Below are 19,599 nucleotides of genomic sequence, written 5' to 3'. Positions count from 1 at the left end.
AGCGCTGCTTTAAGCCCTAATCTCGTTTCCAATCGGCGGGAAGTAGATTTGAAAAACGGTCGCTTCCCAGATCGCCGGCGATTTCGAAACCCATGGGCATCACTACCCAGCCCTCGGGGGTTATAATAAAATAACCATTGGGCAGGGTAATCTGTGTATAGGCCCGAGAAATATCGGTATAAGGCGACCTCCCCTTTTTATTCATATCGAAGATCTCCAGCTTAGTCTGCGACACTACCAGCCTCTCAGTTGGCAGCTCGCCAGGCTGGATGAGTTGGGCTCCTCGTACTTCCAGAATACGATTATTGAGGTGATTGCGTAAGGGATTCTGGCCATTTACATACCGCACTTCACTAAACATCCTGAGCGATTCGGGGATCTCTTGAAAGACCCGAAATCCATATTCTGAGAGGCTATCGGCCACCATGGCGGTCAATACCTGCTTTAAAGATCCTTTATACGCTTCCTTTTGATTGGCTCTCCATTCGGCTTTCTGTTGATCGGTCTTGGGATCTAGGAGCTCAAAACGGGTGCTTCCACCATAATAGACTCGGCCTTCATAAAAGTCAAAATCGTCGAGATCTTGGTGAATGATATATCCCAGGGCCAAGTTTTCGATGATTAAAGGGCTCCTTGTTTGTGCAGTAAGATGGCCATTATCCTCCATTCTGATTCGGAGTACCTCCGGATTGACCAACCTGCATTGTTTGCTAAATCGCCCTTGGCCAAGAAGTTCCTTGGCTATTATTTTTAAGTAGCGTTCTCGCTTTTTACTCCTCTTGGAGTATATCGTTACGCCTTCTAGCTCCATTCCCTCCCGCATCTGAAAGGGGACGGTTTTTACCCCGCCTGTCTCATAACGAAGGGTTTGCTTGATGGTCGTGTATCCCAAAAAGGAAACGGCCACCTCCATACTCCCTATTGGCAAATTGACCAATTTATAGGCACCGTGCTCGTCGGTGGTAGTTCCTATAGAGGAGTTGTTTATAAATACGTTGGCAAAGGGTAAAGCTTGGCCTGTTTTTTGATCCGTCACCTTCCCAACCAAAGTCACTGTGGGACTTTGAGCTTGGGAAATAGGTACTTGAAAAAAAAGAAAAAAAAGCACCAGCAAGGTAAGCCGGGCTTCAGATAAATGAGTATGCATCATGGAAGAAAATACCAATTGGACTTAGGGTTAAAGTCCACAAAGATAAATCATGATTCGCAATCACCAGCAAAACTTCCTATCAATGAGGCGATCTTCCCCCGCCAAACCCTAAAAGAAAGAGGCTTTCCATCGCGGAAAGCCTCCATGTCTTATCGAAATGATGGGTGTGACTATTTCAAACCTAGCTCATCGCCAATGGCCACCACCTTCTCTTTAAGGCTAGCATATACCGAATCGAAATCCTCATTGCGGAGTAATTCGGCGCGAACCCCTACGTAAAACTTAATCTTAGGCTCAGTACCCGATGGGCGACAAGTAAACTTGGTACCGTCCTCGGTAAAGAACTGAAGTACGTTGGACGATTCAATCCCCATTTCTCCAGAAGGAATACTGGTGATTTTTCCAGTCACGAAATCCGTGGTCGTTAGGGCCTTATAATCGTCCATACGAATCACCGGTGAACCAGCCAAAGTTTTAGGAGGATTAGCACGGAAGTTGGCCATCATTTGCTGAATCTCATCGGCTCCGGCCTTACCCTTTTTGGTCAAGGAAATAAGTCCTTCATAGTAGAAGCCAAATTTCTTGTAGATTTCCATGAGCATATCAAACAAGCTCAGTCCGCTATCTTTGGCATAGGCGGTCAGTTCGGCTATCATCCCGCAAGAAGCAATGGCATCCTTATCGCGTACGGCATCGCCTATCAAGTAGCCATAACTCTCTTCTCCCCCACCTATAAATTGCTCTTGGCCTTCTTTTTCACGAATAACCTGTGCTATATATTTAAAGCCGGTCAGGGTGTTATAACATTTCACATCATAAGCTTCGGCCATCTTGTCGATCAGGTCAGACGTTACGATGGTCTTACATACAAATTGGCTTCCTGTCAGTTTCCCAGCGTCTTTCCATGCATTGAGCAAATAGTATATCAAAACGCTAGCGGTTTGATTACCATTCAGCAGCTGAATCTCGCCATGGTGATTTTTAGCACCTATCCCTACTCGGTCGGCGTCGGGATCGGTCCCCAACACCAGGTCGGCATCTAGCTCCTTGGCTTTATTCATAGCCATAGACATGGCCTCACTCTCTTCGGGATTAGGATATACTACTGTTGGAAAGAGACCGTTTCCAGCCGGTTCGGCTTGCTCCTCTATCATCGTTACCGACTCGAAGCCCATTTTTTCCAGCAGGGCTGGCACCAAAGTCACCCCTGTTCCATGCAGGGGAGTATATACGATCTTCAAGTCTTTCTGACGTGCAATGGCCTCCTTAGAGATAGACAAGGAAAGGATATGCTCCAAATATTTGGCATCCACATCGGCGCCAATCTTTATGATTTTTGCGGCATCACCATCGAATTTTATCTGATCGATGCTACTTATTGCGCTCACCTCGGCTATCACATTTTTGTCGTGTGGGGCCACCACCTGCGATCCGTCGTCCCAATAAGCCTTATAGCCATTGTATTCCTTTGGATTATGAGAGGCAGTTACCACTACCCCACTCTTACAACCCAGCAAACGAATGGCAAAAGAGAGCTCTGGGGTAGGCCTTAGCGCCTCAAATAGATAGACGGTAATGCCATTGGCCGAGAATATATCTGCTATAATACCAGCAAATTCGTCGGATTTGATCCGGCTATCGTAAGCCACGGCTACTTTTATCTCTTCTCCAGAAAAGGCCGTATTCAGATAATTGGCTAACCCTTGGGTCGCTGCCCCTACTGTGTAACGGTTCATTCGGTTAGAGCCGATACCTATCAAGCCGCGTAACCCACCCGTCCCAAATTCCAAGTCCTTATAAAAGGCATCCGTCAGCTCCGTTTCATTGCCGTCGTCGATCAACTGTTGAATATGCTGTTTGGTTTCGATATCATACTCGCCAGTTAGCCAACCGTTTACCTTGTCTAATACATTCGGCTCTAATTTTGCAGTCATAACTTGTTTAAAATATTAAGAGTTGTCGTGATACAGTTATTCTTTCATTCATTTTTATGTATTTCCTGCCAAGATGGTACATATTGGGAAGTTTGGCCCAAAAAGAGCCTTCAATCGCCTCTTTATTTACTCACTTCCGTTTCCACTTTCTCCTCTATCTGGTTTCTCTCTTGCGCAGTTTTCAATATCAACTCAGCGACAAGGCCTGTCCAGCCCGTCTGGTGGCTTGCCCCTATCCCACGGCCATTGTCTCCATGAAAGTACTCATAGAAAAGTACATGGTCTTTAAAATGCTCATCCTTCTGCATTTTTTCGTCATGACCATATACGGCCCTGTATCCATTTTCATCTTTCTTAAAAATATCAATCAACCGGTCGGCTAGGCCCATAGCGGCATCTTTGATCGATTTCAATTCTCCCGAATTGGTCGGATATTCGATCATAAAGTCTTCCCCATAATATTTGTGAAACTTCATCAAGGAGTCAAATATCAAGTAATTGAGAGGGAACCAGATGGGGCCTCTCCAGTTGGAGTTTCCACCCATAATATTGGTAAGGGCCTCTCCAGGGGTATAGTCTACCTGGAGTACCTCCCCATTGATATAAAACTTATATGGGTTTTCTTCATGATACTTAGACAGTGCCCGCACCCCATAATCCGAAAGGAATTCGGACTCATCCAGCATCCGTTTAAGGATCATCTTCATCCGGTGTCCTCTCAGGATCGACAGCAGCCTATTCTCGCCCTTTCCTGACTCAAACCAACGCGAAATAAGGCGTGCCAAATCGGGACGGTTGGCCAATACCCATTCTACTCTCCGTTTGAATACCGGCAATTTGTCTAGGTTTTGCGGGTCGAGCAATTCTACGGCAAATAAAGGTATTAAGCCCACTATCGACCGTACCTTTAACAGGATACTTTGCCCATTAGGAATATGAATTACATCGTAATAGAACTGATCTTCCTCATCCCACAGGCTGATCGACGAGTTTTTACCTCCAATGGACTCCATAGCGCCTGCAATATGCAGGAAATGCTCAAAAAACTTAGAGGCCATATCCTGGTACACCGGATGGACTAAGGCTATTTCTACGGAAATACGCAACATATTGAGCGTGTACATGGCCATCCATCCAGTGGCGTCGGCTTGTTGTAGCTTTCCTCCGAAAGGCATGGGGGTGGACCGGTCAAATACCCCAATATTATCGAGCCCCAGGAAGCCTCCACTGAAAATATTGTTTCCGGTGTCGTCCTTTTGATTGACCCACCAGGTAAAATTCAGTAGTAACTTGTGGAATATCTTTTCCAGAAACTCAATATCCCCTACTCCATTATTTTGATCCCGGTCGATCTCATATACTTTCCAGGTGGCCCAGCCATGAACGGGCGGATTCACATCTGAAAAATTCCATTCGTAAGCGGGTATCTGCCCATTGGGATGCATATAGTACTCCCTGAGCAATATTTCTAACTGTCGCTTGGCAAAATCGGCATCTACCCTTGCCAGAGGCACACAGTGGAAAGCCAAGTCCCAAGCCGCAAACCAGGGATACTCCCATTTGTCGGGCATAGATATCAAATTGGCCGAATACAGGTGTTTCCATCCCGAATTACGCCCCCATTTACGCCCTTGGTTGGGGCTGGGCTGGGCTGGGTCGCCCTTTAGCCATTCATATACATTATAATAATAGAATTGCTTACTCCACAACATCCCTGCATAGGCTTGTCGCTGAATAGAGCGCAGGTCGTCGTCGGTAACATCCGACTGAATGTCATCATAAAACTCATCGGCTTCCCGAATTCGTTTGTTAAACAGGTCTTCAAATCCACCAAACGGCTCCCCAATGGTATGATTGACCAGTCGTAGACGAAGCACAATGGTTTCTCCCGCTTTTACAGTCCGGGCATATTTGGCCGCTGCCTTGGTACCTATGCTATTAGGATTTACGGTATTGCTCTTCCCCTCACTCACCACATAGTCGTTGATACCGTCCTTAGGATAGTTGGTGGTATTGGCAGTACCGTAGAGTTTTTTAAGATTCGATTCGTTCTCACAAAAGAGAAGCTCGTCGGCATCTTCTAGATATAAGTTAAACTTACCATGTTTCCGGTGGGTAAGCTCAATGAGCCTATTGGAGATCCCATTCATCATGGGCTTGTAATTATACGCCTCGTAGCCCCACGACCAAGTATTGCGAAACATAACAGTGGGCAATACCGTGATAGGCGCATCCTGAGGCCCCCGGTTGGTAATGCTGACCTTCATGAGGATATCTTCCTGATCGGCCTTGGCATGTTCTATTTGAATATCAAAATATTCGTTGTTATCAAAAATCCCCGTATCGGTAATTTCATACTCCGGGTCCTGCTTCCCACGACGACGATTTTCCTGCCTCAGCTGGTCGTAGGGAAAGGGATTTTGGGGGTATTTGTAGAGCATTTTGGTATAGGAATGTGTGGGGGTACTATCTAGGTAATAGTACATCTCCTTCACATCCTCTCCATGGTTAGACTCCCCATTGGTAAGTCCAAAGATGCGTTCTTTTATATTTTTATCCTTATGATTCCAAAAAGCGAAGGATAGACAAATATGCTGCTTGCTATCAGAAAACCCTGCTATGCCATCTTCCCCCCATCTATAGGTTTTGGAATAAGCCATTTCGTGCGTAATAAAATTCCACGCATCACCATTTCCGCTGTAGTCCTCACGTACCGTACCCCACTGCCGTTCCGATAGATACGGTCCCCATTTTTTCCAGCCTCTATTCTCCTTTTGAAGTCGAAGTCTTACTTTTTCCGCACCTTGTGCCATTCGTATGTTGATTTTGTTGAAATGTCGATTGAAAACTCATTGGTTAATAGGTCTTCGTACAAGATCGCTAAAACCTTTATCTGGAAATTTAGGAAAAAAGGAACAGTATCATGTTCCTTTCTTAAAAAAATTTAGGTTGTTAGGTATAATCTTGACTCACTACCACCCATTCATCGATAGATCCTATTAAATCTTTATCTTTTACCTTATATATCTCAAAATCAACCGTTCCGGCAAAAAAGTGGGTAAGTGTCTGTGCCCTTTGGCTAGTCTCCTGCAATAGGGCATGTCGAGGCCGCTCCATCAGATCCTGCACATCCACAATCGTATCTTTAAACATCATCGGTTTGGTGAGCCGATACACCGACCCATCCTTGGCCTGTAGTACGGGGATGGCCTCCTGCGTTCCTGTGGCATTGATGGCGCCAAATCTTTGTCTTGCCAACTGATACTGGTCATTATTATCCTCAAAAAGAACGCCGATTTGCTTCTTTTTACCAGTAGACCGCTCAATAATAGCGACATCCAGTTCCTTCAAAAGCTTACGCCACTCCCAAGTGTTCTTTCCCAGACGAATGCGCTCCCGGAGCGACTGTCGAACTAGATAGGTAAGTGCTTGGGTGACATCCAGGCCTATTTCGGCCATTTGCTTGAAGATAAATGAGGTAGGCGACATACCAGGAATGGTATTGGGGTCATGGAGCAATATCCGCCCATCGGCCGTAAGGAATCCATCGATCCGGACACAGGCCGTCATACCCAGCTGCTTGAAAACAGCGGTAATCATCTGCTGTATCTCCTGGTTTTTTTCTAAAGTAGTATCTACAGGAATTCGCTTACGGCTAGCCCCTGGCTTGTATTTGGAATTAAAATCGAAGACATCAACCATTTTTACCACCTCACTGGGGGGTAAGGCAAGGGGCTCTCCGTTGTCGAATTGTATGCAGCCACAAGAAAACTCCTGACCTTCGATAAACTCCTCGATCAACACCTGGTCTTCGGCATTGGAACTACTCAAGAGCAATTCACCGGATGGATTCGCTCCAAAATATCCTTCTACAAAGGCTATCAGCGTGTCGGGGTGGTGTATTAGCTCCAGTCCATTGGCCATCACAGGATAGCCTATACCTTCGTCCAAATTGGCTATTCGCTGTGCCCAATTCTGCTTTTGCGACTGATTCCACCCCAGCCATTCCGGGGCCCGAAGGGTTAGTTGGAAAAAACACTGATCAACGGCCGATATAAATTCCTCCAGCGAATCGTTCTTCACGATGGCCACCCCAATGGAAGAGCCTTGATGGGGAGCCTTGATCACCAAAGGCAGCCCAAGGTGCTTCTTGAGCACCCTAAACAATATTTCTTGTTCCTGTGGAATCCACTGGTGATGCGTCAAGGTCCAGCTTTTCTTCTCCTGCTGGTTGACCAAGGCAATCATATCGTTTTGAAGAATCTTATCGATAGCCAGTGCCGAGCCCATAAGTCCCGGTCCGCTATAGGGAATCCGATACCATTCGAGCAAACCTTGGATCGCCCCATCCTCACAGTCGGGACCATGCATGGCTAAAAAAGCAAAGTCGAAATGCTTCCCAAAATCGGTAGGAAGCAATTCGACTCCTATTTCTGCTGGAACTGGCTTTTGGGCCAGTTCAGGAAAAGATTCAATATATAGGTTAAAACTACCATTCTGCCCGTCGACGGCGGGGTAAAACGACCGGATTCCCGGACGGTACATCAGCGAATTATTGAGTAAAATAAACCGACCGAAGCTATCGACGAAGACCGGAACGGGTTCAAATAATGACTGATCTAAATATTCAAAAGCGGTTTTTCCTCCAGAGAAGGAAATTTCACGCTCCCGGGATGGCCCACCAAAAAAGATTCCAATACGCATACGGCAGTGACAATTAATTCATTTCATAAATGATGCCTGCAATATAATGCACAAATAGAGATGAACCAATTACGTTGAACCCTCCCACCAATAATTTTACAAGCAGAATGGCTTTGCCTATCCTAAATCGACCAACTTAGGCTAACGAAGGAACATTTTGGGCCACTACCCTATTGATATCGGGCACAGCCTTCCGAATCGACTCCTCCAGACCCGCCTTAAAGGTCATCATACTCATCGGGCAGCTTTGACACGACCCTAACAGCTCCAATACTACGGTTCGGTCCTCTGTCATCTCAATGAGTTTAACATCGCCGCCATCGGCCTGCAGATAGGGCCTTACCGTATCTAAAGCCTGTTCGATCAAGGCCAAGGTTTTTTCTTTTGAATCCATTTTTAATCAATCTATAATGCTAAGTTGCAAGATTTTACCATTAAAATCAAATAATACCTATACGCAATCGATTAGGTATTCATTTCCACCACTTTAGTTTCTGCCTTTTCGGCGTTTCTAATGGCCAATTGCTGGGCCAAAGCCTGGGCGGCATCATTGAAGGCATCGATAACGATCTGGTTTTCTTCCATAAAAGCGGGTTTTCCCGCATCTCCTGCCTCCCGTATTCCTTGAACGAGCGGGATTTGTCCCAATAAGGGAACGTCCCATTTATCGGCCAACAACTGGCCACCACCCGAGCCAAATATAGGATAGCGGTGGTCGGGTAATTCGGCGGGGGTAAACCAAGCCATGTTCTCTACTACGCCCAACACCGGAACATTGATCTGTGGCTGACGGAACATCGACAACCCTTTGGTGGCATCGGCCAAAGCGACCTTTTGAGGAGTAGTCACGATGACCGCCCCCGCTACCGGGATAGTTTGTACCAAGGTAATATGAATATCGCTGGTACCAGGAGGTAAGTCTATCAACAAGTAATCCAATTCGCCCCAATCGGTATCCCCAAAAAACTGCTTCAAAGCCTGGCTCGCCATAGGTCCACGCCATACCACCGCACTATCGGGTGGGGTAAGGAACCCAATCGACATCAGCTTGATGCCATATTGCCGTATGGGGTTTATCAAATTCTTTCCATTATGGGAGGTAATGGTGGGCTGCATATCCTCGGCACCGAACATAACCGGAATGGAGGGGCCAAATATATCGGCATCTACTATCCCCACCTTAGCCCCTGACCGGTGCAAGGCCATCGCCAAATTGGCGGTGACGGTCGACTTTCCTACACCACCCTTGCCCGAAGCAATTGCAATGACATTTTTTACTCCCGGCAATAGTGGACCTGTGGGCTTGGCAGTAGTCACATTGGCGGTTAAATTAATGACCACCTCTACATCGGGGCTTATCAGGGTATGAATGGCCGCTACACACCGACTCTTAATAAGTTCTTTTAGAGGACAAGCGGGTGTGGTGAGCACTACGGTGAATCGCACCTGATTAACACCTACCTCAATATCCTGTACCATCCCAAGCGTCACCAGGTCCTTTTTAAGATCTGGTTCTTCTACTGTGCTTAAGGCCGCCAATACCTTTTCCTTATTCAATGTAAATTCTCCCATTCGTGCTGATAGTTTGTCGGTAATACCGACGAGGATCACTCTTATTTATAGTTTATAATATACTTTGGACTAAAGGCCGTCAACCCGCCTTGACTTATTGTAACATCTATTCCACACTTTGAGTTTAAGTTTTGTCCGAAAATTCCTCTAGCCTACGTGCCACCTCTATTCTTTCTAAAGTAACATCCACTTGCTTGCACAATTCTACCAACTTTTTATCCACAGCCAGCAGCATCTTCCTATAGCTTTCGGTGAACCCATGCCTAGGCTTATGGTCCATCATATGCCTTACTGACTGCCACTCTTCAATAAATTTCTGGGTAGACTCTTCTACAAAATGGCGAACGAAAACATGAAATATATAGTCTTCAGCCATTCGATTCGGATGAATGAGGTCCTCTTTATAATACCGATAATCGCGAAGCTCATCGATCATCAATTCATAACCAGGAAAATAGGTAACATGCTTAAACTTTTCGGTGAGTCGATGACAAACCAATCTTAACGTAGACTTGCTGACCTGGTTGAGCGATAATGTATCCCGGGTATGTCTTACGGGACTCACCGTAACCAGAATCTTTAAGTTCCGATTATACGTCAATAATTGGAAAATGGTATCTTCCAAGGCGTTGCTGATCTGATCGGGGTGTAACAGTTCCCTTACAAACCGGTCGGCGGGCACCTTATGACAGTTCCCTACCAGCTGATTGGTCGCTTTATGGCGGTATGCGAAAGCCGTTCCTAGGGTGATCACCAGTAGATCGGCCTCGCGCAGGAAGGCGCGCACCTGGGCTAACTTATTTTTTATATGACTTTCGAGCAGCTCCCGGCGCGTTTGCCAGAAACTAGAATGAAAATCGTGGTGTAACCAAATCCCATCTAAATTTTCAATAAATAAGGGCGATAGACTGATATTCCCCCCTACAGCCTGGTTAAGGATCTTGGAGATCGTCAAGGGGTTGAATATTGTCGCCAAGGGATTGTTCATCACCTCAAATTTATGATCGGAAAGCTGCTGACCAAGTACCTCAGCAAAACAAGAACCCATAGTAATAACCTTGGTATGCAAGTTCATCTGCCAGTTTGCCGGCTGGATGGCCACTTCGGTGGTGGTAGCGGGTAGTTTCATTGCGGCTGTTTATATAGTAATAGCCACAAAGGTACGAGTATAAAATGCGTATTTAAAATTTGCACCAGGCAAGCATCATCCCAATCCATAATATTTGAGCATATTCATCGATAAGTCAAAAAGAGCCAACAGGTTGTAAGCCCTTACTCCGCAGAAGGGACCGATATGCAAGCAGGAAAGGGAAATAGTAAGCCCTGCCAGGCTTTGAAATTCCACGACGGCAAGCTAACTTGCACCCATGGAGAATTTTGTAGTATCGGCCAGAAAGTACCGGCCGGTAACCTTTGAATCGGTCGTAGGACAGTCGCATATCACCACCACCTTAAGAAACGCCATCCGGACCAATCACCTGGCCCAAGCCTTTCTTTTTTGTGGTCCTCGGGGGGTAGGTAAGACCACTTGTGCACGGATTTTGGCCAAAACCATCAACTGTTTACAACTAACTGAAGATGTGGAGCCCTGTGGAGTTTGTGAGTCTTGCGTCAGTTTTCAAAATAATGCCTCCTTTAATATACACGAGTTAGATGCGGCTTCCAACAACTCTGTAGAAGATATCCGCAACCTGATAGACCAGGTGCGCTACCCTCCACAGACCGGAAAATATAAGATATACATCATCGATGAAGTTCATATGCTTTCGCAAGCGGCCTTCAACGCCTTCCTGAAGACGTTGGAAGAACCACCTTCCTATGCCATTTTCATCCTGGCTACCACCGAGAAGCATAAGATTCTGCCCACCATCCTTTCCCGCTGCCAGATCTTCGATTTTAACAGGATCCAGCCTCGTGACATCGCGGAGCATCTGCAGTTTATAGCCGACAAGGAGGGCATTACCGTGGACCAGGAAGCTTTAGAACTTATTGGCCAAAAGGCCGACGGCGGCCTCCGCGACGCCTTGTCGATGTTCGACCTTAACGTGACCTTTTCTACCGACAACCGGCTTACCTATGAGGCCGTGTTGGAGAACTTGCACGTGCTGGACTATGACTATTACTTTAGGTTGACAGACGCCCTTTTGGAAGGCAGCACCCCTCAGTCTCTCATTATTTTTGACGAAATATTAAGAAAAGGTTTTGACGGACACCTATTTGTAGTTGGGCTTCTGGAGCATTTCCGCAACTTGCTCGTCAGCAAGGACCCGGTCACTATACCCTTACTACAAGTATCCGAGTCGGCCATGCAAAAGTATGCCCAACAATCGACTACCGCTAGCCCTAGCTTTTTGCTTTCGGGCATGAGCATTGCGGGCCAATGTGATATCAACTATAAATCAGCCAAAAATCAGCGCTTACTCGTCGAACTCTGCTTGATGAAACTGGCCAATTTGACGCACGTCCTTAACCTGGATCCTCAAGCCGTTGAAGAAACGGCAAAAAAAAAAGTTGATACCGTAAGCTTAAACCCGAGCAAGGCTCCGAATGAGACGGCTCCTCAGCCTGGTAGCGGCCCCATAGCCCAGCCTGCTGCCACCGACGTGCCCCCCAAGCGCTCCAAACTGCGGAGTACTGCCTTGCTTACTCCGTCCCTGCATGGCGCAGCTACTACCCCCCAGCCCACGGCCGATGCCCCTACTCCCACCGAAGAGGAACCGGTGGTGAAAGAACCCTTGACATCCGAAAAATTACAGTTGGCTTGGTACCAATTTGCAGATAAAAGAAAAAGGGAAATAAACTCTACAACGGAAGAAATAGCCTTAAGAAAGACCTTTCAACTGGTAGATAATCGCATAGAAATAGTCCTCGACAACGACCATCAAATGGACGCCATTCAAGGAATGCGCTATGATTTGCTCAGTTTCCTAAAAAGAAAATTCGATGCCCCTACTTTAGAATTACAACCTAGGGTGGCCCCGCAGGAGGTCAACAGACAGCCCTATACCTCCGCAGAGAAATTCAATTATCTGGCCGAAAAAAACCCCCATCTTAAAGACCTCCAAAAGGCTTTAGGGCTCGATGTCGACTTTTAGGACTTTGCGAGAAATAACTGATGAAGGTGAAATACCTGAGGGATTAGTGCCTGAACTTCGTCGTTATGAATGACAAAATCGGCCATTTGTTTGCGCTCGAGCTCGGTGGTTTGCCTGGCAATAATGGCCTTTATTTCGGCCTCAGACCGCGCGTCTCGGTGTAACACCCGCCGAACCCGCAAGGATTCCGGAGCCTCCACCACGACCACAAAATCGAGATTATTGCCATCGCCAGCGGCCTTCATGATAGCCGCCTCTTTGATGATATAGGGCTGTCCCGATTGCTGTTGCACCCATTCTGCAGTGTCCTGCCGCACTATTGGATGGATAATGGCATTGAGGGCGGCCAACTTATCGGGTTGGGCAAATACCTGTTCGGCCACATACCGACGGTTGTACACCCCAGCGGCATCATAAGCCTCAGGCCCTAGCAAGGCAACCACACGCTCCCTGATGGCATCATGATGGTTGATGAGCCAATGGGCCCTGCTGTCGGCCTCGTAAATGGGCACCTGCAAGCACGAAAATATTTTACAAACCAAGGACTTACCCGAGCCAATGCCTCCGGTTACTCCGATCTGTAAAGGATGGTTGGCCTTATCGACACCCATAGTTTACTCTTCTTTTTGGTCCCCCAGAAACTGTGCCACTTCGAAGCTTACATACACATCCTTATGGCTTATCTCTACCAATGGCGACATAGGAAAAGGGATGGGTAAGGTTTCGTCGTAATTATTCTGAATTTTGGATGTGGGAACGCTTATACGAATGGTGTCCGGATAAGATTGAATAATGGACATGGGCCCATCGACCGAAATTAGCGATGGAGAAACATTAATAACGCTAGAAATCACATATCCCTCCCGCATGTTAATAGACAGACTATCGACCCGAATAGGAATTATTTTCCGCAATTTGCGCTCGAAGCTTAATTCGAAAGTATCGGCAACGACATAATTGACCCTCAGATTGGGAAAAAGACTGGTAATCTGATCGGTTAAGGTGGTGGAGTTGATATAACTCGATTGGTTGGGATTGAGCACCTTATAGGTTACCGGCATGGCGTTAAAGTTGAGCCACGACTTCTGTAGTAAACTCCAGCCATCGCCCGACACATTGACCGACACCCGCTTAGGCAGGGGCTGCATAGGAACGAAGGCCTGTTGATCGTACTCAATGCGTAAAGGATAGTTGATCTTGATCGCATAATTATCCTTGTTGAGTACATTCATTAACCAAAAAAAGGTAGCCGCAATTATACAACCTATAAAGGTTTTGATCTTATTATTCCTGGTTTGCGCTTCACTCACGGGTATTTCATTGGTTAATCCTAAAGGAACTGATAATAGCCGGGAGCCCATGGGCTCCCGGCTATTATCATTAAGCAGTTACCGTACGGGCAACCGAAGTCTTGTCTATGGTTAGCTTTACGCCTTTGTCTAGTTCTAGTGTCACTACGGCTTCATCTACCGCATATACTTTGGCATGTATACCGCCTATCGTAACCACGTTATCTCCTTTTTTCAAGTTATTGATCAGCTCTTTCTGCTCCTTTTGCTTTTTTTGTTGTGGACGAATCATGAAAAAGTAAAATACACCAATGATACCAACCCACATTACTACTTGGTAAATCATGGCGGTGGAGCCACCGGAGGCCGCTTGTGCTAAAAGAGAGAAGTTCATTATTAAGATAGATAAGGTATTTTATGAATTATTATATTAAAAATCGACTATTTACCGGAAGCATCTACGATACCTCTAAGTTTTAGTTCTGAGAAAGCGGGCTCCGTGTTGGCGTAAACGGTGATCGTTTTGACCTGCGGCCCCGTCTTGTTTTTGGTATCAAAGCGAACTACGATACTGGACTCTTCCTTGGGACCGATAGGCTCTTTGGGCCATTCGGGCGTGGTACACCCACAGGAGGAAGTAATATTATTGAGAATTAACGGAAACTCCCCATCATTTCGGAAATGAAAGGTATGTTCAACAATATCCCCCTCTGTCACGGTACCAAAATCATACGACGCACTGTCGGTCAGCGTCATTACAGGTAACTTGGAGGCAATGGCCTCATCGGTTTTCTGGCTGCTCGACTGGTTACACGACGTAAATGATGCCGCCAAGCCTATCAAGAGCACTAATACGTATGCATTCCTTTTCATCAGCTGGTTTGTCCTTTAATTTGTGCCATCAGGCGGTCAACATCTTCTAACAATTTTTCGGCCTTTTCCCGGGCATCATTTACCACACGCTCGCTTTCGGTACGCATTTGATTGTCGGGTTGGGCTTCTCGATCTATTAATCCTTCAATAACCGATTGTAGTTTCTCTCTGTACTTCGACAGGCGGAAGGTGAGCTGGGTACGGAGCTCTTCACCCCGATTGGGAGCATATAATATGCCCACCGCTGCACCAGTTACTACACCCGTCAAAAAGGCGATTAGATGATTTGTACTTTTACTCATGACCTGTTCCTATTTTATAGCTCTTACGAGCCTGCCAATTGGCTTGATAAATTTAAATTTTCCTCAAATTTATAAAAAACCATTCCATAGTACATGGTTTTACCCCATACCTTTTGCGGCTTTTTATTTATTATCGATCAATCCACGGCCACTTTTCCTTATAATTCCTTCATTTGCAAGTTTTACCGACAACACGTCCAACACGCCGTTTACAAATTTACCACTTTTCGGGGTACTATAGCGTTTGGCTATTTCTATAAATTCGTTGATGGTAACTTTTACCGGAATACCAGGAAAGTGAATGAGCTCGGCCAAGGCGGTTTTGATAATGATCAAATCGACTAATGCGATCCTTTCTAATTCCCAGTTTTTGAGTTGCTCATCTAGATAACGATCATATTGATCTCCTTCTTCTATCACAATCTTAAAAAGTTCTTCCACAAAGGCTCTGTCCTCTTCCCAGTCTTTGGTAAGGGGCGAAAGCTGAAATGTTTCCGCACTGTCGGCCGACTTCAGGGTTTTGATGGCTAAGCTTCGTATTAGCTCGCTATGATCGTCCCAATATAAATCGCGCTGCTCTAAAAAATTGAGGGGAACCTCGTGTTTCAAAATGATTTGACGGAGAATATGTTGTACCAGTAGCTGATCCTCCTCCTCGGTATGGGTCTTTTCCTTGCAATAGGCGATGTACTTTTCATCCTTCTTCATGGCCTCTTTGTAGGTTTTCCGTACCACGGCCATGTCGTTGCTCCAGTTAATCCCGTTGCGGATTATTTCTTCTTGTAAGCCTTCGTTCTGTTTCAGTACCTCTATCACCCGATTGCTATCCAAGCCCGATTCCTTAGGGAAAGGCGCATCGGGGTCTTCATAAGTACGCTGCCGATCGATTTGCGCCTGGTAAGCTAGCTCCATTATTAAGGATAATACCCTTACAAAATCGACATGTATCAACTCGGTTTCGTTCAACACCCGACGAACCATTTTCTCTCGGTCGCCGATGGTCTGTCGGTTATAGGCTTCGAAAACCCGCTTAGAAACCTTGGTAACCTCGGAAGGCGCCTCATTATCCAAACTAATTTTTCCATCCTTAATCAACTCATCCAGAGTCACTACCGCCATGCCCTTCATCCGGGTAAGCTTGGGACGATCCTGGTACTCCATCGAGTTAAGATCGGGTGCAAAGGCCAGATCAATCTGATCGATACCTAGTAATCTGTTGGCCTCGGCCGATAACTGACTAGCATATAATGCCTGTACAGCTTTTGTTCGCAATAATCTTCTATTCAGCATAAGCCGCAATACTAATGGGGTATAAGGTACAGTAAACCAAAGAACGTATCTGCATAATTGTGCAAGGAATTTGAATTTACCTCACCGCTTTTTTATAAATTGTCCGCAAAAATAGTCTATTTTGTCCAGAAACTAAAAAATGTAAGGGCAGGTTTTAAATTTGCAACGATTTAAATCGTTTGAATGTTGCAACTAGCGGAGTGCCGAGCCAAGCCTCAAAGGTACCGCTCCCTCCCTGTGACATCGGTAGTACCTGATTTTTTATTAAACGAAGCGTAAGTGAAAGCATTAAAGTACCTCAATAAGTACTTATGGAAATATAAATGGTATCTGATCCTAGGTACCATTTTTACGATCATCTCTAACCTCTTCGGCATCCTTCCCGCTCAGCTGGTACGGTACGCCCTCGACTTGGTCATTGAAACCCTAGATGTATATTACCTTTTTAACGACTTAGCCTTACAAAGCAAGATGTACGACATCTTCGCTTTTAGCATTTTGCTATATGGCTTGTTGATACTAGCCATGGCCTTGCTCAAAGGTATCTTCTTGTTCTTGGTTCGGCAAACCATCATCGTCATGTCGCGGCATATCGAGTATGCCCTCAAAAACGACATTTATAGCCACTACCAAACCCTGCCTACAAGCTTTTTTCGGCAGCATAACACCGGTGATCTGATGGCGCGGATCTCCGAAGACGTCAGCAATGTGCGCATGTACGTAGGCCCTGCCCTGATGTACGGCATTAACCTGGTCGTACTATTCTTCTTGGTGATCTCCTATATGGTGAGTGTAAATGCCAAGCTTACCCTCTATGTCCTTCTGCCACTTCCCATTCTTTCGGTGAGTGTCTATGTGGTCAATCAGATGATCATGAAACGCTCCCAGGCTATCCAGAAACAACTCTCCGAATTGTCTACTTATGTACAGGAGGCTTTCTCGGGGATACGCGTCATCAAGTCTTTTGTCCAGGAAAAGCATTCCTTCCAGAATTTTGAAATAGAAGCCGAGGACTTTAAAAAGAAATCCCTGAAACTCACTAAAGTAGATGCGTTTTTCTATCCAATTATATTGTTATTAATAGGCCTTAGTAATATCCTTATCATTTATGTAGGTGGTAAAGAGATCATTAATGGCAACCTGACCCCAGGCAATATTACCGAGTTTATCTTGTATGTCAATATGCTCACCTGGCCGGTTATGGCCCTGGGTTGGACTACGAGCCAGATTCAGCGGGCCGCCTCTTCCCAGCTTCGTATCAATGAATTCCTGGAAGCAAAGAACACCCTTACTTCCGACAAAAACATCATGATGGAGCTTCAGGGAGCTATACGTTTCGCCCATGTGAGCTTTGTATACCCCGACTCGGGCATCACCGCCCTGCACGACTTCGACCTGGACATTAGGGCCGGAGAAAGTGTAGCCATATTGGGCACCACCGGATCGGGCAAAAGTACCCTAGCCAACCTCCTAGGGCGACTTTACGACCCTACACAAGGGGAAATTCTGATAGACGGAACCCCGTTAAAGGACCTCGAAGTGCATGCCTATAGGAGGCAACTGGGCTACGTACCTCAGGATGTATTCCTATTTTCGGATAGCATTGAAAATAATGTACGCTTCGGCACCAACGATATGCCTTTCGAAAGGATTGAAAGAGCCGTTAAAGACGCCGATTTGCTGAACAATATTGAGGACTTCCCCAAGGGATTCCAGACGGTGCTGGGCGAAAGGGGCATCACGCTTTCGGGCGGGCAAAAACAACGGCTGTCTATCGCAAGAGCCATAGCCAGAGACCCCAAGATCCTGATCCTGGACGACTGCCTGTCGGCCGTCGACACCAATACGGAGAATATCATCCTCAACAACCTGAAACGTATTATGGATAGTCGGACCTCCGTCATCATTTCGCACCGGGTGTCGTCGGCTAAGCTCGCCGACCGCATCGTAATGCTCGACGATGGCCATATCATCGAACAGGGCACCCACGACCAACTGCTGGCCATCAATGGTGCCTATAAAGAGCTGTATGAAAAGCAATTGATGGCCGAAGAAGCCTAGACTTTATCCATCAAGTTCAGCTCTAAAAAGTTATTTCTTACCTAATTTAAGTGTATCTTTTTACTCCGGAATATACCAGGGACTTCATAGGTCCGATATACCGACTAAAAATATTTCACAACCATTAATCTAGGATCGATGAGCTGGACTACACAAAATCTGCCCTCCCAGAGAGGAAAGACCGTTCTGATAACCGGAGCCAACACGGGCATTGGTTTTCATACGGCCTTAGAACTAGCAAGGAAAGAGGCGCATGTGGGGGCATTGACTAATATCCCCGCCCAGGGAGCCCTACCGACGTTGTTCGCCGCTACCGATGTAGTCGACATGGGTGGTTACTACGGCCCCGACGGCCAGGGTGAGGTAAATGGCTACCCCGCTCCCGCCTATATGGACCCTTATGCACAAGACGCCAACCTGGGGAAAGATTTATGGGAATATGCCCAAGAGGAGACCAAAATAAAATTTCCCTTATAACCCAAGCGCATTTAGCGCACCATACGCCTTACTTCTTCCTTTAACTCTTTCATTTCCTGATGCAGGCTCTGTAAGCTTATGCCCTGTAAGTCGGCCTCCAGCTCGAAGGTAATCTTGCTATTGACCTGCCAAAGCTCCCTTATCCCCCCTATTTCGATACGAATAGGGACATACTCGGGATTCAACGATACCAGATGCAAATAAGGACTACCCGGCTCCTGTTGTATTTTTTTTACCAATATACTATCGTCGGTCACTACCACATACATACGGTCTTTGGCCAGGTTGTCCCAAGTGTCCAGGGCCTTACAGACGATCCACTCTCCCGAATGCAGCACGGGAAGCATGCTATCGCCCTCCACCTGAAAGCCCCGAAAGGACGCATTGCGGTATTCGGGCAGAGGGATACTAAAGGCGGGCAACTTCTCAAACCACTGAGCATCCCCAATATTATGTGGATACCCCGCCGCCGCTTTGGCACTCACCAATACAATATTTTCCTTACCGGTGGTGTCGACGGTGATCACGTTAGGACTCGTGCGAATCTGCGCGGGATGCAAGAGCCGTTGCTCACTCTCTCCAAATAGCCATAAGGGGTTGATATGAAATTGTTTGAGGAGCTCCTTAACCACCTGCCCGGGTATGCGAGTACGCCCCCTTTCTATATCGGCAGTGGTGGCCCCTAGGCCTAGCTGCTCGGCGAAGGCCGACTGGGTAAGCCCCAGTTCTTCACGCACCTGCTTGAATCGCTTATATTCTACTTCCATGGTCTTGATTGGTCCCCGGCACCGGTCCGGGAGTGAACACTAGCATTCCTACATACCCTGCCTCCTTTCGCCCTACTTCCGAATG

17 protein-coding genes are annotated in these 19,599 nt (G+C 46.5%); 3 read left to right on the top strand and 14 right to left on the bottom strand.

Features of this window, described 5'->3' with window-relative positions; translation table 11 throughout:
- Nucleotides 1-16: 16 nt before the first annotated feature.
- The 7 genes from CLV98_RS09885 to CLV98_RS09855 all read right to left on the bottom strand — a co-directional run bounded on the left by CLV98_RS09885 (nucleotide 17) and on the right by CLV98_RS09855 (nucleotide 10,489).
- Entirely contained in the window at nucleotides 17-1,150 is a 1,134-nt protein-coding gene (locus tag CLV98_RS09885; protein ID WP_229203300.1) for a carboxypeptidase-like regulatory domain-containing protein, read from the bottom strand.
- Between the two features lie 170 nt (nucleotides 1,151-1,320).
- Nucleotides 1,321-3,084 carry a phospho-sugar mutase gene (locus CLV98_RS09880; protein WP_109674155.1) on the bottom strand — a complete coding sequence of 588 codons (1,764 nt, stop codon included), beginning with the start codon at nucleotides 3,082-3,084 and terminating at the stop codon, nucleotides 1,321-1,323.
- Between the two features lie 122 nt (nucleotides 3,085-3,206).
- Nucleotides 3,207-5,897 carry an MGH1-like glycoside hydrolase domain-containing protein gene (locus CLV98_RS09875; protein ID WP_109674154.1) on the bottom strand — a complete coding sequence of 897 codons (2,691 nt, stop codon included), beginning with the start codon at nucleotides 5,895-5,897 and terminating at the stop codon, nucleotides 3,207-3,209.
- 139 nt (nucleotides 5,898-6,036) lie between these two features.
- Nucleotides 6,037-7,788 (bottom strand): D-alanine--D-alanine ligase family protein, encoded by a 1,752-nt coding sequence (locus tag CLV98_RS09870; protein WP_109674153.1) that lies wholly within the window; start codon nucleotides 7,786-7,788, stop codon nucleotides 6,037-6,039.
- 136 nt (nucleotides 7,789-7,924) lie between these two features.
- On the bottom strand, nucleotides 7,925-8,182 hold the full coding sequence (locus CLV98_RS09865; RefSeq protein ID WP_109674152.1) for a NifU family protein: 258 nt from the start codon (nucleotides 8,180-8,182) through the stop codon (nucleotides 7,925-7,927).
- Between the two features lie 71 nt (nucleotides 8,183-8,253).
- Complete coding sequence (locus tag CLV98_RS09860; protein ID WP_109674430.1) at nucleotides 8,254-9,360, bottom strand: Mrp/NBP35 family ATP-binding protein; 1,107 nt, start codon at nucleotides 9,358-9,360, stop codon at nucleotides 8,254-8,256.
- 124 nt (nucleotides 9,361-9,484) lie between these two features.
- Entirely contained in the window at nucleotides 9,485-10,489 is a 1,005-nt protein-coding gene (locus CLV98_RS09855; RefSeq protein WP_109674151.1) for a GSCFA domain-containing protein, read from the bottom strand.
- A gap of 238 nt (nucleotides 10,490-10,727) precedes the next feature.
- Between CLV98_RS09855 and CLV98_RS09850 the strand changes: the two genes are divergently transcribed.
- Entirely contained in the window at nucleotides 10,728-12,455 is a 1,728-nt protein-coding gene (locus CLV98_RS09850) for a DNA polymerase III subunit gamma/tau (RefSeq protein WP_109674150.1), read from the top strand.
- Here CLV98_RS09850 and coaE read toward each other — a convergent pair.
- From coaE to nusB, 6 genes are all read right to left on the bottom strand, one after another.
- Nucleotides 12,452-13,066: a dephospho-CoA kinase gene (gene coaE / locus CLV98_RS09845; protein ID WP_109674149.1), complete on the bottom strand. Its 615-nt coding sequence runs from the start codon at nucleotides 13,064-13,066 to the stop codon at nucleotides 12,452-12,454. The two genes, CLV98_RS09850 and coaE, sit on opposite strands and share 4 nt — an antisense overlap.
- 3 nt (nucleotides 13,067-13,069) lie before the next feature.
- Nucleotides 13,070-13,765, bottom strand: coding sequence for a YbbR-like domain-containing protein (locus CLV98_RS09840; protein ID WP_229203299.1), 696 nt, complete (start codon nucleotides 13,763-13,765; stop codon nucleotides 13,070-13,072).
- Nucleotides 13,766-13,835: 70 nt separating this feature from the next.
- Nucleotides 13,836-14,138 carry a preprotein translocase subunit YajC gene (gene yajC, locus CLV98_RS09835; protein ID WP_109674148.1) on the bottom strand — a complete coding sequence of 101 codons (303 nt, stop codon included), beginning with the start codon at nucleotides 14,136-14,138 and terminating at the stop codon, nucleotides 13,836-13,838.
- 47 nt (nucleotides 14,139-14,185) lie between these two features.
- Nucleotides 14,186-14,617: a DUF1573 domain-containing protein gene (locus CLV98_RS09830; RefSeq protein WP_109674147.1), complete on the bottom strand. Its 432-nt coding sequence runs from the start codon at nucleotides 14,615-14,617 to the stop codon at nucleotides 14,186-14,188.
- Nucleotides 14,617-14,919, bottom strand: coding sequence for a YtxH domain-containing protein (locus CLV98_RS09825; protein WP_109674146.1), 303 nt, complete (start codon nucleotides 14,917-14,919; stop codon nucleotides 14,617-14,619). The genes CLV98_RS09830 and CLV98_RS09825 overlap by 1 nt, the downstream gene beginning before the upstream one ends.
- 123 nt (nucleotides 14,920-15,042) lie before the next feature.
- The gene (nusB, locus tag CLV98_RS09820) at nucleotides 15,043-16,191 is read right to left on the bottom strand and encodes a transcription antitermination factor NusB (protein ID WP_229203298.1); all 1,149 of its coding nucleotides are present in this window, start codon (nucleotides 16,189-16,191) and stop codon (nucleotides 15,043-15,045) included.
- 297 nt (nucleotides 16,192-16,488) lie between these two features.
- On the opposite strand from nusB, the gene CLV98_RS09815 reads away from it, so the two are divergent.
- On the top strand, nucleotides 16,489-18,270 hold the full coding sequence (locus tag CLV98_RS09815; RefSeq protein ID WP_109674144.1) for an ABC transporter ATP-binding protein: 1,782 nt from the start codon (nucleotides 16,489-16,491) through the stop codon (nucleotides 18,268-18,270).
- Nucleotides 18,271-18,408: 138 nt separating this feature from the next.
- Nucleotides 18,409-18,747 carry an SDR family NAD(P)-dependent oxidoreductase gene (locus CLV98_RS23730; RefSeq protein ID WP_211320007.1) on the top strand — a complete coding sequence of 113 codons (339 nt, stop codon included), beginning with the start codon at nucleotides 18,409-18,411 and terminating at the stop codon, nucleotides 18,745-18,747.
- Between the two features lie 11 nt (nucleotides 18,748-18,758).
- Here the strand turns inward: CLV98_RS23730 and CLV98_RS09800 are convergent, their stop codons facing one another.
- The gene (locus CLV98_RS09800) at nucleotides 18,759-19,514 is read right to left on the bottom strand and encodes an XRE family transcriptional regulator (protein ID WP_109674143.1); all 756 of its coding nucleotides are present in this window, start codon (nucleotides 19,512-19,514) and stop codon (nucleotides 18,759-18,761) included.
- Nucleotides 19,515-19,599: the final 85 nt, after the last annotated feature.

Origin of the sequence: Dyadobacter jejuensis, assembly GCF_003149085.1 — a bacterium.
Lineage (GTDB): Bacteria > Bacteroidota > Bacteroidia > Cytophagales > Spirosomataceae > Dyadobacter > Dyadobacter jejuensis.
This window is presented reverse-complemented; position numbering and strand designations above follow the sequence as displayed.

Bases quoted from the DNA above. Each gene is read 5' to 3' on its own strand.
- CLV98_RS09885 (WP_229203300.1), bottom strand. From the start codon at position 1,150: ATGATGCATACTCATTTATCTGAAGCCCGGCTTACCTTGCTGGTGCTT.
- CLV98_RS09880 (WP_109674155.1), bottom strand. From the start codon at position 3,084: ATGACTGCAAAATTAGAGCCGAATGTATTAGACAAGGTAAACGGTTGG.
- CLV98_RS09875 (WP_109674154.1), bottom strand. From the start codon at position 5,897: ATGGCACAAGGTGCGGAAAAAGTAAGACTTCGACTTCAAAAGGAGAAT.
- CLV98_RS09870 (WP_109674153.1), bottom strand. From the start codon at position 7,788: ATGCGTATTGGAATCTTTTTTGGTGGGCCATCCCGGGAGCGTGAAATT.
- CLV98_RS09865 (WP_109674152.1), bottom strand. From the start codon at position 8,182: ATGGATTCAAAAGAAAAAACCTTGGCCTTGATCGAACAGGCTTTAGAT.
- CLV98_RS09860 (WP_109674430.1), bottom strand. From the start codon at position 9,360: ATGGGAGAATTTACATTGAATAAGGAAAAGGTATTGGCGGCCTTAAGC.
- CLV98_RS09855 (WP_109674151.1), bottom strand. From the start codon at position 10,489: ATGAAACTACCCGCTACCACCACCGAAGTGGCCATCCAGCCGGCAAAC.
- CLV98_RS09850 (WP_109674150.1), top strand. From the start codon at position 10,728: ATGGAGAATTTTGTAGTATCGGCCAGAAAGTACCGGCCGGTAACCTTT.
- coaE (WP_109674149.1), bottom strand. From the start codon at position 13,066: ATGGGTGTCGATAAGGCCAACCATCCTTTACAGATCGGAGTAACCGGA.
- yajC (WP_109674148.1), bottom strand. From the start codon at position 14,138: ATGAACTTCTCTCTTTTAGCACAAGCGGCCTCCGGTGGCTCCACCGCC.
- CLV98_RS09830 (WP_109674147.1), bottom strand. From the start codon at position 14,617: ATGAAAAGGAATGCATACGTATTAGTGCTCTTGATAGGCTTGGCGGCA.
- CLV98_RS09825 (WP_109674146.1), bottom strand. From the start codon at position 14,919: ATGAGTAAAAGTACAAATCATCTAATCGCCTTTTTGACGGGTGTAGTA.
- CLV98_RS23730 (WP_211320007.1), top strand. From the start codon at position 18,409: ATGAGCTGGACTACACAAAATCTGCCCTCCCAGAGAGGAAAGACCGTT.
- CLV98_RS09800 (WP_109674143.1), bottom strand. From the start codon at position 19,514: ATGGAAGTAGAATATAAGCGATTCAAGCAGGTGCGTGAAGAACTGGGG.